The following is a 13,797-nucleotide window of genomic DNA, read 5'->3' on the forward strand; positions in this document are numbered from 1 at the left end:
CGGCCAGCCGCCGGGCAGGCGTCCGCCCGCGAAATAGACTCGACCCATGACCACGCAGGTAGCTCTCGTCGGCGGAACCGGGAAGCTGGGTTCGATCATCCACGCGGTGATCGACGGGCTGGAGGGATTCGAGGTGAGCCGCGTGCTCACGTCGTCGAGCGACCTCGCCGAGATCGACGGTGCGGACCTCGTCGTCGACGCGACGACCCCGCAGGTGAGCATCGATGTCGTGCGGGCGGCGGTCGAGCGCGGCATCAACGTGCTGGTCGCGACGTCGGGGTGGTCGGCCGAGCGGATCGCGCTGGTGCGTCCGCTCGTGGACGACGCCGGGAACGGCGTCGTGTTCATCCCGAACTTCTCGCTCGGCTCGGTCCTCGGTTCGGCTCTCGCGGCGGCAGCGGCTCCGTTCTTCCCTTCGGCCGAGATCGTCGAGGCGCATCACGAGCGCAAGGTCGATTCGCCCAGCGGCACCGCCGTGCGCACGGCCGAACTCATCGCTGCGGCGCGCGCCGACAGAGGACCTGTCAGCGCCCCGCACGCCGACCAGCGAGCGCGTGGCCAGCAGGTCGCGACGGTCCCCGTGCATTCGCTGCGACGACCCGGGGTGATCGCCAAGCAGGAGGTCGTCCTGTCGGGCCCGGGGGAGTCGCTCTCGTTCGTGCACGACACCGTCGAGCCCGCTCTGGCCTACGCGCCGGGCATCCGCCTCGCTGTGCCGTACGCGGCGCAGGCCACCGGCGTGGTGATCGGACTCGAGAGCATGATCGACATCGGCATCCGCTCGTGATGTCGCGCATCGGAGTCGGCCTCATGGCCGCATCGCTGCTGGTCTATCTCGCCGTGTCCGTGTGGCTCGCAGTCATGTTCTTCGCCGTCGGCACCGGCGTGTCGATCGGCATGGGGATCGCGCTGCTCGTGCTCGCACCGCTCGGCGCCTGGGCGCTCGTGCGCGAGATGCAGTTCGGCTTTGCGGCGGACCGTCTCGGGCGGACGCTGGACGCTGAGGGAGGGATGCCGGAGGCCGAGACCGAGCTGACTCCGAGCGGCCGGCTCCGCGCCGAGGATGCCGCTCCGCTGATCGCCCGCTACGAGGCGGAGGCGGATGCCGCGCCCGACGACTGGCGGGCACGGTACCGGCTCGGCGTCGTGCAGGACGCGTCGGGGCACCGGAAGGATGCGCGCGCGAGCATCCGGTCGGCGATCAGGCTCGCCCGCCGCTGAGACCCGGGGTCAGGCCAGCGTCGCCTCGAGGGTGATGTCGATGCCGGCGAGAGCCTGTGAGACCGGGCAGCCGGTCTTCGCCCCCTCCGCGATCTCCTGGAAGGCCTCTGGAGACAGTCCGGGCACGACGGCATTGACGTTGAGGTGACTGCCGGTGATGCCGACGCCGGGCTTGAAGGTCACGGATGCGCTCGTGTTCACGCGCTCGGGCGGGGTGCCGTTCTCCGAGAGGGCGTGCGAGAGAGCCATGCTGAAGCACGAGGCGTGAGCGGCGGCGATGAGCTCCTCGGGCGTGGTGGTCGTGTCGCTGCCCTCGCTGCGGGCCTTCCAGTCGATGGGGAAGGTGCCGAGGTTCGACGACGAGAAGGCGACGGTGCCCGAGCCCTCCGCGAGGGATCCGGTCCAGGTGGTGGTGGCTTCGCTGGTGACGGGCATGATTCCTCCGGTTCTCGCGATGCGCGGTGTGCGGGTCGCGTGTCCGGTCAGCCTACCGAGCGGGCAGGCGGGAGGGAACCGGCTCAGGCTGTGGTCGCCGAGCGTCCGAGGAGACCGGCTCGCTGGAGCAGCAGGTAGAGCTGGCAGCCGAGGCACAGTGAGAAGACGGCGTTGAGGAACGCGGCGATGAAGGCCGCCGCCGTGGCGATGGGCAGGGCCCATGCGACCCCGAGCAGGTGGAGGACGAGGCCGACCGTGACCACGAACAGGCCGACGCCCTGGGCGAAGCGCGGAGGCCGAGGGTCCTCGAGCTCCGACGGCGGGCTCAGTCGCGGCCTCACGAATCGGCGGAAGATCGCGCCCCAGGGGGCGGTCGAGGGCGAGACGACGCTCCACAGGAACAGCGCGGCGATGACGACCGTCAGCAGGAAGGCGGGGTCGAGGGCGCGCTGCCCCAGCGTCGACGCAGCGGCGTCGGGCGAGGTGCCGACGAGGCCGAGGAAGGTCGCCACGAGCAGCAGCGCGGTCGTGATGGTGGCGGCGAAGCGCGGTCCGCGGGGGTCGATGCCGGCGGGAGTGCTCATCTCTGCTCCTGTCTGCCGCGTCAGAGGGCGGCGAGTGCCTCGGTCAGGGCCGCGGGGCGCGGCACGCCGTGGAACCGGGCGCGGACGGCGCCCGATCGGTCGACGACGAAGGTCGTGGGGGTCTGCAGGACCCGGTATCGCGTTGACAGGTCCGGGCGATGCGTCAGGTCGACCTCGACGTGGACGACGGAGTCGTCCTGATCGGCGTAGGAGGTCAGCAGACGCCGCACCTGCGGGCAGCGGGTGCAGAACTCGGTGCTGAACTGCACGAGCGTGGCACGCTCCGCGAGCGGGGTGCCTCCGTCGGAGGGGTTGAACCGGAGGCCGCCGGCTGCGCTGCGGCGGCCGTCTCGCGCACGGACCACCAACCCCGCGACGATCGCGAGGATGACGAGTGCTCCCGCGATGGCGAGCGCGAGTCCGGGTGACATGGGTCGAGCGTAAACCCGCTGCGGGCGGGGCGGACGCGATGTTTCCGACCGTGACGGACGGGTCCGATGTCGCCCGCGGCGGGTAGTCTGACTGTCATGAGCGCAGCCGTCCCGACGCCGTATGAAGACCTGCTCCGCGACGTGCTGGAGCACGGCACGCACAAGTCCGATCGCACGGGGACGGGCACCACGAGCGTCTTCGGTCGACAGATCCGCTTCGACCTCTCTCAGGGGTTCCCGCTCATCACCACGAAGCGCGTGCACTTCAAGTCCATCGCGTACGAGCTGCTGTGGTTCCTCCGCGGTGACTCGAACGTGCGGTGGCTGCAGGAGCACGGCGTGACCATCTGGGACGAATGGGCAGATGCCGAGGGTGACCTCGGGCCTGTCTACGGCGTGCAGTGGCGCTCGTGGCCCACGCCCGACGGCGAGAGCATCGATCAGCTGTCCCAGGTGATCGAGCAGATCCGTCAGACGCCAGACTCCCGCCGTCTGATCGTGTCGGCCTGGAATCCGGCCGACATCCCCGACATGGCGCTGGCGCCGTGCCATGCGCTGTTCCAGTTCTACGTGGCCGACGGACGCCTGTCCTGCCAGTTGTACCAGCGCAGCGCCGACCTGTTCCTCGGCGTTCCGTTCAACATCGCCTCCTACGCGCTGCTGACGATGATGATCGCGCAGCAGGTCGGTCTCGAGCCGGGGGACTTCGTCTGGACCGGCGGCGACTGCCACATCTACGACAACCACCTCGAGCAGGTGCGCGAGCAGTTGACCCGCGAGCCCTTCCCGTATCCGACGCTGCGGTTCGCGCGCACTCCGGACTCGGTGCTCGAGTACGAGTACGACGACTTCGTCGTCGAGGACTACCAGCACCACGCTCCGATCCGCGCGGCGGTGGCGGTATGACCTGGGTCGGGCTGGTCTGGGCGCAGGCGGCGGGCGGTGTCATCGGCGCCGAGGGCGGCATGCCGTGGAACGTCCCCGAGGATCTCGCTCACTTCAAGGATGTGACGATGGGCGCCCCGGTGATCATGGGGCGCAAGACGTGGGACTCGCTTCCTGAGCGCTTCCGCCCTCTGCCGGGCCGCGAGAACGTCGTCATCACCCGCCAGCAGGACTGGTCGGCAGAGGGTGCGCATCGCGCGGCGACGGTGACGGATGCCGTGCGCGGCCACGACCGCGTCTGGATCATCGGAGGTGCCGAGATCTTCCGCCAGGTGATCGGCGACGCCGACCGCCTCGAGGTGACGGAGCTCGATCTCGAGGTCGACGGCGACGCGTTCGCGCCGTCGACCGCGGGCTGGCGCGTCGTCGACGAAGGGGAGTGGCAGACCTCCCGCACCGGTATCCGCTACCGCTTCCTGGGGTACGAGCGCTGATGCCCACCGCGCTGATCACCGGTGCCAGTGCCGGCCTGGGCCAGGAGTTCGCCCGTCAGCTCGCGCGTCGCCGTGCCGATCTCGTGCTCGTGGCGCGCTCGGCCGACGCTCTCGAGGAACTCGCGGCCGATCTGCGCAGCGAGCACGGCGTCGCGGTCGAGGTGCTCGTCGCCGATCTGGCGGATGAGGCGGGGGTCGAGAGCGTCGCGGCGCGACTGCGCGATGCCGACGACCCGGTCGACCTGCTCGTGAACAACGCCGGATTCGGCTTGCCTCTGCAGTTCGCCGAGAACGACATCGACGACGAGGTGCGGCATCTGCGAGTCCACGTCGAGGCGTCGATGCGACTCATGCATGCCGCCCTCCAGACGATGCGGGGCCGCGGCGGACGCATCGTCAACGTCGCCTCCGTGGCCGGATTCATCTCCCGCTCCACGTACTCCGCATGCAAGAGCTGGCTCATCGGCTTCAGCCGCTGGGCGAACACCGAGTACGCCGCCGACGGCGTGAGTGTGACCGCAGTGTGCCCGGGGTTCACGCACACCTCTTTCCACGAGCGCATGGGGCTTCCCCCGGGGCAGGAGGGCGTGCCGGCGTTCATGTGGCTCGACGCGCGGAACGTCGTGCGCGAGGGTCTTCGCGACGCGGCACGAGGGAGGGCGGTGTCGATCCCGTCGTTGCGCTACAAGGCGCTGGTCGCGTTGACGCGCGTGCTGCCGAGTTCCCTCACGTCCCGCATCGCCCGGCGAGGACGCGTCTGACGTCCGGCCCGGCTCAGCGGAATCGACCGAGCCGGATTCCGGCCATGGCGATCGCGGCGACGGTCTCGCCGTCCGTGATGCGCCCGTCGGCGATCATGGCCAGCACGTCCGCGAACGGGACCCAGGCGACCGCGTCGATTCCCTCCTCGTCCTGCGCGCGGGCGTCGGCGCCCGTGATCGGGCGAAGATCGCGGGCGAGGAAGACGTGCTCCGGGGCGTCCGCGATGCCGTTGAGGGCGTTCATCGCGCCGATCCGCGTCCAGTCGGCCGCCTCGAAACCGGTCTCCTCCGCCAACTCCCGCTGCGCGGCGACGAGCGGCTCCTCGCCGTCGCTGCCGCCGGCCGGTACCTCGATCGACCGCCCCGTCGTGTAGCGCTCGAGCGTGACGAGGCACACGCGGTCCTGGTCATCGACCGCGACGACGAACACCGCCGGATTGCGCATCGTCACGACGCCGTAGATCCCCTCTCCGGCCGGCCCCGTCACGCGATCCTCGCGTACCGAGATCCAGGCGTTCTCGTACACCGTCGACGAATCGTGCGTGATCCAGCTCATGAGTCAGAGCCTATGCGTCTCCGTAGGATCGGAGTCATGGGATGGCTGTTCGGCAGGAAACGCGAGGCGCAGGACGCGAACGAGATGCTGCGGCACTACAACGAGGCGGAGGCTGCGCGTCTCGCAGCGATGACGGCCGACGGAGCCGCCGTGCGCCCCGCCGGCGACCTCTCGACGGCCGTGAGCGCCACGGAGTTCGAGGTGGAGGATGTGTTCACCATCACGGGGCGTGGTCGGATCGCGACGGGAAAGGTGCGCAGCGGCATCCTCCGGGTCGACGACGTCATCGACGTCGTGCGTGAGGGAGCGGTCGCGGGAACGACGAGCATCAAGGGCATCGAGATGTTCCGGAAGCGCGCGAGCGAGGCCACGGTAGGCGAACTCGCCGGCATCCTGCTGAGCGATCCGCTCGACGTGCGTCGAGGCGACGTCATCCGACCCGCAGCGTCGGCGTGAACCCCGGCCGACCGATACGCTGGGATCATGACGCACTCGGGCAACCCCTTCGGACAGGTTCTCGTCGCGCTGGTCACCCCCATGACCGCCGACGGCGAAGTCGACTGGCCCGCCGTCGAGAAGCACATCGATGACGTGATCACCGCTGGGGCGGACGGCATCGTGGTGACCGGAACGACCGGCGAGACCTCGACCCTGACGGACCCCGAGAAGCTCAAGCTCGTCGAGGTCGGCAAGTCCGTCTCGGCCGGTCGCGCGAAGATCATCACCGGTGGCGGCTCGAACGAGACCGCCCATGCGATCGAGCTCTACAAGGCGAGCGAGAAGGCCGGCGCCGACGGCATCATGATCGTCACGCCCTACTACAACAAGCCGACCCAGGCCGGCATCCTCACGCACTTCCGGCTCGTCGCAGACGCCACCGATCTCCCGGTGATCCTGTACGACATCCCCGGCCGCACGGGCGTGCCCATCAAGTACGAGACGATCCTGCGTCTCGCGAAGCACCCGAACATCCTCGCGGTGAAGGACGCCAAGGGCGACTTCTCCGAGGTGAGCCGCGTGCTCAACCAGACCGACCTCATGTACTTCTCCGGCGACGACGCGAACGTGCTGCCGCACCTCGCGATCGGCGCGACGGGCATGATCGGCGTCACCGCGAACATCGCCGCGACGCCCTACCGGACCATCGTGGATGCCGTGAACCGCGGCGACCTCGCGGCCGCGACCGCCGAGCACAAGCGCCTCGAGCCGCTCGTCCGCGCGGTCATGACCCACGTACCGGGCACGGTCGCGGCGAAGTACATCCTGCACGGGCTCGGTCGCATCTCGAGCCCGCGCGTGCGTCTGCCGCTCGTCGGGCCGGAGGAGTGGGAGGCCGCCCTGATCGAGGACGAGCTCGACCTCGTCAAGGACGTCCCCGGTGCAGACTTCTCGAACTTCCGCCCCGACCGCAACGCGGCTGCGGGCGGCGCCCTGCCGAAGGTGCACGGCACGACACGCTGACATCGGTCGCGGTGCGCCGCGACACCATGAACGACCGGACGTGGGAAGCGTCCGACTGAGGAGAGCGCATGTCCATCCCGATCGCAGATCCCACCGACCTCGAACGGGGTACGCTGCGCGTCACCCCGCTCGGCGGACTCGGCGAGGTCGGCCGCAACATGACCATCTTCGAGTTCGACGGCAAGATCCTGATCGTCGACTGCGGAGTGCTGTTCCCCGAGGAGCACCAGCCGGGCGTCGACCTGATCCTGCCCGACTTCGAGCCGATCAAGGACAGGCTCGACGACATCGTCGGCGTCGTGCTCACGCACGGTCATGAAGACCACATCGGCGCCGTGCCGTACCTCCTGCGTCTCAAGAGCGACATCCCGCTGATCGGGTCCGGCCTCACCCTGGCGCTGGTCGAGGCGAAGCTCAAGGAGCACCGCATCAAGGCCTTCACGCTCACGGTCACCGAGGGCCAGCGCGAGCAGGTCGGTCCGTTCGACCTCGAGTTCGTCGCCGTGAACCACTCGATCCCGGATGCTCTCGCGGTCGCGATCCGCACGCCGGCCGGCATGGTGCTCGCCACCGGCGACTTCAAGATGGACCAGCTGCCTCTCGACGGTCGCATCACGGACCTCCGTGCGTTCTCGCGCCTCGGGGAGGAGGGCGTCGACCTGTTCCTCGTCGACTCCACGAACGCCGACGTGCCCGGCTTCACCCCGACCGAGCGGTCGATCGGCCCGGTGCTCGACCAGGTGATCGCGAAGGCGCCTCGTCGCGTGATCGTCGCGAGCTTCTCCAGCCACGTGCACCGTGTGCAGCAGGTCATCGACGCGGCTCACGCCCACGGCCGCCGCGTCGCGTTCCTCGGACGCAGCATGGTGCGGAACATGACGATCGCCGAACAGCTCGGATACCTCAAGGTGCCGGACGGCGTGCTCATCGACTTCAAGAAGGCGCGCGATCTTCCGGACGACCGCATCGTCTACATGTCTACCGGGTCGCAGGGCGAGCCGATGGCCGTGCTCAGCCGCATGGCGAACCTCGACCACGCGATCGAGATCAGCGAGGGCGACACCGTCATCCTCGCCTCCAGCCTCATCCCGGGCAACGAGAACGCCGTGTACCGCGTGATCGACGGACTCACGAAGCTCGGCGCGAACGTCGTGCACAAGGCCAACGCCCGCGTGCACGTGTCCGGCCACGCGGCCGCCGGCGAACTCCTCTACTGCTACAACATCCTGAAGCCCAGGAACGTCCTCCCCGTGCACGGCGAGTACCGGCACCTCATGGCGAACGCGAAGCTCGCGCAGGACACCGGGATCCCCGGCGAGCGGACGATCATCGCGTCGAACGGCACGGTGATCGACCTGAAGGACGGCGACGCGCGCGTCGCGGGACAGCTCGACCTCGGCTTCGTCTACGTCGACGGCTCGACCGTGGGCGAGATCACAGACGCCGACCTCAAGGACCGCCGCATCCTCGGCGAGGAGGGCTTCGTCTCGGTCATCGTCGTCGTGGATGCCGCGACCGGGCGCATCATCTCCGGGCCGGAGATCCACGCGCGAGGCATCGCCGAGGACGACTCGGTCTTCGAGGACGTCTCGCCGAAGATCGTCGCCGCTCTCAAGGAGGCATCGGGCAACGGCGTCCGCGACACGCACGCGTTGTCGCAGGTGGTGCGTCGCACGATCGGCCGGTGGGTCAACCAGAAGCTGCGCCGTCGTCCGATGATCGTACCGCTCGTCATCGAGGCGTGACGGCGGTCCGCTCGCACTCACGGGTCGCCGACATCCCGGCGTAACACGCGCGCCCTATGCTCCGGACATGTACAGGGCCTTCACGTCCCGCAGAGCCGTCCAGACGGATGCGAAGTTCCTCGGCGACATGCTCGTCGAGGCCGCGAACTGGCGCGCGGGCGGGCTGCGGCCTCGACACGAGGTGCTCGCCTCCGCTGAGCATCGTCGCTACCTGGCCGGCTGGAAGCGGACGGCCGACGACGGGCTCGTGGCGATCGATCCCGACGACGTGCCGATCGGAGCCGCCTGGTACCGCATGCTCCCGCAGAACGAGCCGGGGCTCGGTTTCGTCGGCGTCGCAGTGCCGGAGCTCATCATCGGCGTGCACCCGCTCTGGCGGGCGCGCGGGGTGGGCCGGTCCCTGCTGCGCGGAGTCGTGGAGCTCGCGGGATCACAGGGGCATGCGCGGATCTGAGCGTGGAACGCGACAACTTCGCCCGCAACCTCTACCGCGCCGAGGGGTTCTCCGTCGTCGGGTCGACCGGATCCCGCGAGACGATGGTCAGGGCGACGGTCTGACGGGTGCGTCGCGGATGCCGCGAGTGCCGCGTCATTACGCGGCATCGTCGGAGGTTGGTCGTACCGTGGAAGCATGGCCAGGAGTACCACCAAGACTGAGCGCGCTTCGAGCGGCGCGTCGTCGCGCCCGAAGCGCCAGGCCGCTCCGAAGGCTCAGGCCGCACCGAAGAAGTACATCGACGACATGGACAAGCCTCCGGTGATCGTGCGTGCGTGGGGCGGTCTCGCCCACGGCGTCGGCGGTCTCTTCCGCGCTTTCGGACCCGAGACCCTCGAGAAGGACGACCGCCGCGACGGCTTCCCGTTCCTGCTCGTGCTGCTCGCGATCGCCGGCGCGGTGAACGAGTGGTTCTTCATCGGCAACGAGGTCGCCGCGAACATCAGCGCGTACTCCGTCGGCCTGTTCGTCGGGCGGGTGGCATTCATCATGCCGGTTCTGCTCCTGCTGCTGGCCGGATGGCTCTTCCGGCATCCTTCCTCGGTGCACGACAACGGACGCATCGGCATCGGCTTCGGGATGTTCGTGCTCGCGCTGTCCGGCATCTTCCACGTGGCGGGTCCTCGACCGCATCCGAACCAGGGCATGCCGGCTCTCAGCGAGTCCGGCGGCCTGCTCGGGTGGCTGGTCGGGCAGCCCCTGACGTACCTGACCGACATCCCGGCGTACCTCGTGCTGTCGCTCCTCGTGGTGCTCAGCATCCTGATCCTCACGAAGACGCCGCCGAACCGCATCGGACAGCGCCTCGGCGATCTCTACGCCTGGATGTTCGACGCCGAGCGCACCGAGAAGCCGGTGAAGGATGCCGCAGCGATCGACGACGCCGACAAGGTCGACGACCCCGACGTGTTGCCGTGGTGGCGGCGCAACAAGACCGGTCGCGAGGAGGATCCCGATGAAGGGACCCTGGGCTCCGACGACATCACGGCGCTCCTCGGAACCCAGGAGGCCACTCCCGCCTACGACCAGGCCGTGACGGTCGCGAACCCCTACGATGCGGCGACGGAGGTCCTGTCCGACGTGCGCTCGGTGACCGACGCCCTCGCGGAGCAGCAGACCACGGCGCTCCTCGACGACGAGTCGGACACCGGCGAGATGCCCGAGCTCCCCGGTCTCGACGGGTTCGGCACCGACGGCCCGGGCGATGGCGGACCGCAGGCTCCGGTCGCGCCGTACATCCTCCCGTCGCCCGGCGTGCTCGCGGAGGGTCCGCCCTCGGTCGCCCGTTCTGAGGCGAACGACCGTATCGTCGAGCAGATCACGAGCGTGCTCTCGCAGTTCAACGTGGATGCCAAGGTCACGGGCTTCTCGAGGGGTCCGACGGTCACCCAGTACGAGGTCGAGGTCGGGCACGGCGTCAAAGTCGAGAAGATCCTGCAGCTCAGCAACAACTTCGCGTACGCCGTGGCATCCAACGACGTGCGCATCCTCTCGCCGATCCCGGGCAAGAGCGCCATCGGGATCGAGATCCCCAACACCGACCGTGAGACGGTCGCGCTGGGAGACGTGCTCCGCTCGCAGGCAGCACACAAGAGCACGCACCCGTTGACGATCGGCGTCGGCAAAGACGTCGGCGGCAACTTCGTGGTCGCGAACCTCGCGAAGATGCCGCACCTCCTCGTCGCCGGTTCGACCGGTTCCGGTAAGTCCAGCTTCGTGAACTCGATGATCACGAGCCTGCTCATGCGCGCGCGTCCCTCGGACGTGCGAATGGTCCTGATCGACCCGAAGCGCGTCGAGCTCACCAGCTACGCAGGCGTTCCGCACCTCATCACGCCGATCATCACGAACCCGAAGAAGGCCGCCGAGGCGCTGCAGTGGGTCGTGAAGGAGATGGACATGCGGTACGACGATCTCGCGTCGTTCGGGTTCCGCCACATCGACGACTTCAATAGGGCCGTCCGCGCCGGGGAGGTCGAGGTGCCGGTCGGCAGCGAACGCGTGCTCAAGCCGTACCCGTACCTGCTGGTGGTCGTCGACGAGCTGGCCGACCTCATGATGGTCGCTCCGCGTGACGTCGAGGACTCGATCGTCCGCATCACCCAACTCGCCCGTGCGTCAGGTATCCACCTGGTCCTCGCCACGCAGCGCCCGAGCGTCGACGTCGTGACGGGTCTGATCAAGGCCAACGTCCCATCCCGTCTCGCCTTCGCCGTCACCAGCGTCACCGACAGCCGCGTGATCCTCGACAGCCCCGGCGCCGACAAGCTCATCGGTCAGGGTGACGCCCTGTTCTCGCCCATGGGGTCGTCCAAGCCCTTCCGCCTGCAGGGTGCGTGGGTCGACGAGAAGGAGATCGACGCGGTCGTCAAGCACGTCACGCGGCAGGCTCGTCCCGAGTACCGGCCGGACGTGCAGGAGGCCATGGAGCCGAGCAAGAAGAAGGAGGTCGACGAGGACATCGGAGACGACCTCGAACTCCTCCTCGCCGCGGCCGAGCTCATCGTGTCGTCGCAGTTCGGTTCCACGTCGATGCTGCAGCGCAAGCTGCGCGTCGGCTTCGCCAAGGCAGGACGCCTGATGGATCTGCTCGAATCGAGGGAGATCGTCGGCCCGTCGGAGGGATCGAAGGCTCGGGATGTGCTCGCGACCCCTGAGCAGCTTCCGCAGGTCATGGCGAAGCTCCGCGGCGAAGACGTGCCGGCGCCCTCTGGCGCGGCCCCTGCAGCGCCGGCCGCTGCGGGAACCGCTGCGGGAACCTCTGTCCAGCGCGACCCCGTGGAGGCGCAGTTCGAAGGACTGCCCGTCGTCGAGGCCGAGGGGGACGAAGACGCCTGGGGCTTGACGGGACGCGACTGATGGCGATTCCTCGGCAGCTGCCCAACGCGATCACGGTCGCCCGCATCCCGCTCGCGATCCTGTTCTTCGTTCTGCTCCTGCTCGGCGGCACGTACGGCCTGGCCGATCTGACCGTGCGCTGGATCGCGGCGATCCTCTTCATCGTGGCCATCTCCACCGACTGGGTCGACGGCTACCTGGCCCGGCGCTACGACATCGTCAGCGACTTCGGCAAGCTCTGGGATCCGATCGCCGACAAGCTCCTCACGGGGGCCGGCTTCATCGGCCTGGCGATCCTCGCCGAACTCAACTGGTGGGTCGTGGTCGTCATCCTCGTGCGTGAGTGGGGGATCACCATCCACCGCCTGATGGTCGCGAGGGAGCACGTGGTCGCAGCGGCGTGGATGGGCAAGCTCAAAACTGCCGTGCAGGGTGTCGCTCTCGGGTGGGCGCTGCTGCCCTTGCACGTGGTGGTCGGCCTCTGGCCATGGGTGCTCGTCACGGCCGTGCTCATGATCATCGTTCTGATCCTCACGGTTGCGAGCGGGATCGACTACATCGTCGCCCAGGTCAGAGGGTCCAGGCGGTCGGCGTGACGATCGCCTCCGACGTCGTCGAGGCCCTCTCCGCCCGCGGATGGACGCTGGGCGTGGCCGAGTCGTTGACGGGCGGCGCCGTCGCGGCGGAGCTCGTGAGTGTCCCCGGCGCCTCGGCAGCGCTCTGGGGGGCCGTCGTGGCCTACGCGACTCCGGTCAAGCACTCTCTGCTCGGAGTCGACGAGGCGCTGCTGGCGGCGCACGGGCCCGTTCACCCGCGCGTGGCGCTGCAGATGGCCGATGGTGTGCGGCACGCCGTCGGCGTCGGGCGACCAGCCGATGTCGGGATCGCGACGACCGGCATCGCCGGACCGGGCTCGCCCGACGGTCAGCCCGTCGGCACCGTGCACGTCGCGGTCGTGACCCCGGAGAGCTCGGCGAGCGAGTCGTTCCGATTCGACGGCGACCGCGCGAGGATCCGCGCCGAATCGGTGGATGCCGTGCTCTCGCTGCTCCGACGGATGACGCGGGAATAGCGAGACGGACGTGCCCGTTGTCATAAATGTGCTCACACCGAAAGCACAGCGTGCAAGGGTAGATTCTGTGACAGTCGATACGACTAGACTGACGATTCCATCGGGGGAGACCTCGAGTTGGCGATCTGGGAGGAGGTTCCGATGATTCTCGTACGGCAGGAAATCGGCGATGTTCTGAGGGACTTCCGTCTTCAGAAGGGGCGGACGCTCCGACAGGTCGCGAGCAAGGCGTCCGTCGCCCTCGGATACCTCAGCGAGGTCGAGCGCGGTCAGAAGGAGGCGTCCAGCGAGATCCTCGCATCGGTCGCGGACGCCCTCGATGTGCCCATCTCGACGATCATGCGCGAGGTCGGCGACCGCATCTCGGTTCTCGAGGGCATCCAGGTGTTCCCCGACGTCGTCCCCGACGACCTTGTGGCCGCCGTCGAACCCGAGCTCTCGCTCCACTGACGCCGGGTTCTTCGACCCTCCATGCGTCGCAGTGAGTTCCTCCGCGCTGTGGAGGCAGAATTCGGTGGGCGTGCGTCGTCACTGGTGAGTGATCTCGTGCTGACGCAGCTGTCCGGTCGCACGGCCGAGGATGCTTTGGACGCGGGGATTCCTCCGCGCGACATCTGGCTCGCGCTGTGCGCCGAGACGGATGTGCCTCTCGAGCGCCGCCACGGCGCCGGCCGGCTCGAGCCGCGCAAGCGCTGAGCCGCGACGGCGGAACGGAGCGGCTTCGAGATTCGCGACGTCTTCATCGGCGTGTCGTCGAAGATGTGTTCGATATGGGCGTAACGTTCTGCACAAGTGGTTCGGAGATCTCGTTCTCCCCG

At 68.8% G+C, this 13,797-nt stretch carries 18 protein-coding genes; 14 read left to right on the plus strand and 4 right to left on the minus strand.

Features of this window, described 5'->3' with window-relative positions:
* The first annotated feature begins 46 nt into the window (after positions 1–46).
* Positions 47–787 (plus strand): 4-hydroxy-tetrahydrodipicolinate reductase, encoded by a 741-nt coding sequence (gene dapB, locus RAC81_RS01315; protein WP_375080638.1) that lies wholly within the window; start codon positions 47–49, stop codon positions 785–787.
* On the plus strand, positions 787–1,221 hold the full coding sequence (locus RAC81_RS01320; protein ID WP_375080639.1) for a hypothetical protein: 435 nt from the start codon (positions 787–789) through the stop codon (positions 1,219–1,221). Before dapB ends, RAC81_RS01320 begins: the two co-directional genes overlap by 1 nt.
* A gap of 9 nt (positions 1,222–1,230) precedes the next feature.
* Here the strand turns inward: RAC81_RS01320 and RAC81_RS01325 are convergent, their stop codons facing one another.
* From RAC81_RS01325 to RAC81_RS01335, 3 genes are all read right to left on the minus strand, one after another.
* Positions 1,231–1,656 (minus strand): OsmC family peroxiredoxin, encoded by a 426-nt coding sequence (locus tag RAC81_RS01325; RefSeq protein ID WP_096715840.1) that lies wholly within the window; start codon positions 1,654–1,656, stop codon positions 1,231–1,233.
* 83 nt (positions 1,657–1,739) lie between these two features.
* Entirely contained in the window at positions 1,740–2,240 is a 501-nt protein-coding gene (locus tag RAC81_RS01330; protein WP_375080641.1) for a DUF4395 domain-containing protein, read from the minus strand.
* Between the two features lie 20 nt (positions 2,241–2,260).
* Positions 2,261–2,671 carry a thioredoxin family protein gene (locus RAC81_RS01335; protein WP_375080642.1) on the minus strand — a complete coding sequence of 137 codons (411 nt, stop codon included), beginning with the start codon at positions 2,669–2,671 and terminating at the stop codon, positions 2,261–2,263.
* Between the two features lie 96 nt (positions 2,672–2,767).
* Here RAC81_RS01335 and RAC81_RS01340 point away from each other — a divergent pair, with 96 nt between their 5' ends.
* Genes RAC81_RS01340 through RAC81_RS01350 form a run of 3 tightly spaced genes read left to right on the plus strand, consistent with a single transcriptional unit; the run spans position 2,768 to position 4,811 of the window.
* Positions 2,768–3,577, plus strand: coding sequence for a thymidylate synthase (locus tag RAC81_RS01340; RefSeq protein ID WP_375080643.1), 810 nt, complete (start codon positions 2,768–2,770; stop codon positions 3,575–3,577).
* Positions 3,574–4,050 (plus strand): dihydrofolate reductase, encoded by a 477-nt coding sequence (locus tag RAC81_RS01345; protein ID WP_375080644.1) that lies wholly within the window; start codon positions 3,574–3,576, stop codon positions 4,048–4,050. Before RAC81_RS01340 ends, RAC81_RS01345 begins: the two co-directional genes overlap by 4 nt.
* Positions 4,050–4,811: an SDR family NAD(P)-dependent oxidoreductase gene (locus RAC81_RS01350; RefSeq protein WP_375080645.1), complete on the plus strand. Its 762-nt coding sequence runs from the start codon at positions 4,050–4,052 to the stop codon at positions 4,809–4,811. Before RAC81_RS01345 ends, RAC81_RS01350 begins: the two co-directional genes overlap by 1 nt.
* A gap of 13 nt (positions 4,812–4,824) precedes the next feature.
* Here the strand turns inward: RAC81_RS01350 and RAC81_RS01355 are convergent, their stop codons facing one another.
* Complete coding sequence (locus RAC81_RS01355; protein WP_375080646.1) at positions 4,825–5,367, minus strand: NUDIX domain-containing protein; 543 nt, start codon at positions 5,365–5,367, stop codon at positions 4,825–4,827.
* A gap of 36 nt (positions 5,368–5,403) precedes the next feature.
* Between RAC81_RS01355 and RAC81_RS01360 the strand changes: the two genes are divergently transcribed.
* The 9 genes from RAC81_RS01360 (at position 5,404) to RAC81_RS01400 (ending at position 13,675) form a co-directional block, all read left to right on the plus strand.
* Entirely contained in the window at positions 5,404–5,823 is a 420-nt protein-coding gene (locus tag RAC81_RS01360; RefSeq protein WP_375080647.1) for an EF-Tu/IF-2/RF-3 family GTPase, read from the plus strand.
* 27 nt (positions 5,824–5,850) lie between these two features.
* Complete coding sequence (dapA, locus tag RAC81_RS01365) at positions 5,851–6,828, plus strand: 4-hydroxy-tetrahydrodipicolinate synthase (RefSeq protein ID WP_251585518.1); 978 nt, start codon at positions 5,851–5,853, stop codon at positions 6,826–6,828.
* Positions 6,829–6,896: 68 nt separating this feature from the next.
* On the plus strand, positions 6,897–8,573 hold the full coding sequence (locus tag RAC81_RS01370) for a ribonuclease J (protein ID WP_375080648.1): 1,677 nt from the start codon (positions 6,897–6,899) through the stop codon (positions 8,571–8,573).
* Positions 8,574–8,640: 67 nt separating this feature from the next.
* Positions 8,641–9,027, plus strand: coding sequence for a GNAT family N-acetyltransferase (locus RAC81_RS01375; protein ID WP_375080650.1), 387 nt, complete (start codon positions 8,641–8,643; stop codon positions 9,025–9,027).
* Between the two features lie 177 nt (positions 9,028–9,204).
* Positions 9,205–11,928 carry a DNA translocase FtsK 4TM domain-containing protein gene (locus RAC81_RS01380; protein ID WP_375080651.1) on the plus strand — a complete coding sequence of 908 codons (2,724 nt, stop codon included), beginning with the start codon at positions 9,205–9,207 and terminating at the stop codon, positions 11,926–11,928.
* Complete coding sequence (pgsA, locus tag RAC81_RS01385) at positions 11,928–12,503, plus strand: CDP-diacylglycerol--glycerol-3-phosphate 3-phosphatidyltransferase (RefSeq protein ID WP_375080652.1); 576 nt, start codon at positions 11,928–11,930, stop codon at positions 12,501–12,503. Before RAC81_RS01380 ends, pgsA begins: the two co-directional genes overlap by 1 nt.
* Entirely contained in the window at positions 12,500–12,979 is a 480-nt protein-coding gene (locus tag RAC81_RS01390; RefSeq protein WP_375080653.1) for a CinA family protein, read from the plus strand. The genes pgsA and RAC81_RS01390 overlap by 4 nt, the downstream gene beginning before the upstream one ends.
* A gap of 141 nt (positions 12,980–13,120) precedes the next feature.
* Positions 13,121–13,429, plus strand: a complete 309-nt coding sequence (locus RAC81_RS01395; protein WP_144877397.1) for a helix-turn-helix domain-containing protein — start codon at positions 13,121–13,123, stop codon at positions 13,427–13,429.
* 21 nt (positions 13,430–13,450) lie between these two features.
* Positions 13,451–13,675: a DUF3046 domain-containing protein gene (locus tag RAC81_RS01400; RefSeq protein ID WP_375080654.1), complete on the plus strand. Its 225-nt coding sequence runs from the start codon at positions 13,451–13,453 to the stop codon at positions 13,673–13,675.
* Positions 13,676–13,797 lie beyond the last annotated feature (122 nt).

The sequence above is a fragment of the Microbacterium sp. CR_7 genome (genome assembly GCF_041954755.1).
Lineage (GTDB): Bacteria > Actinomycetota > Actinomycetes > Actinomycetales > Microbacteriaceae > Microbacterium.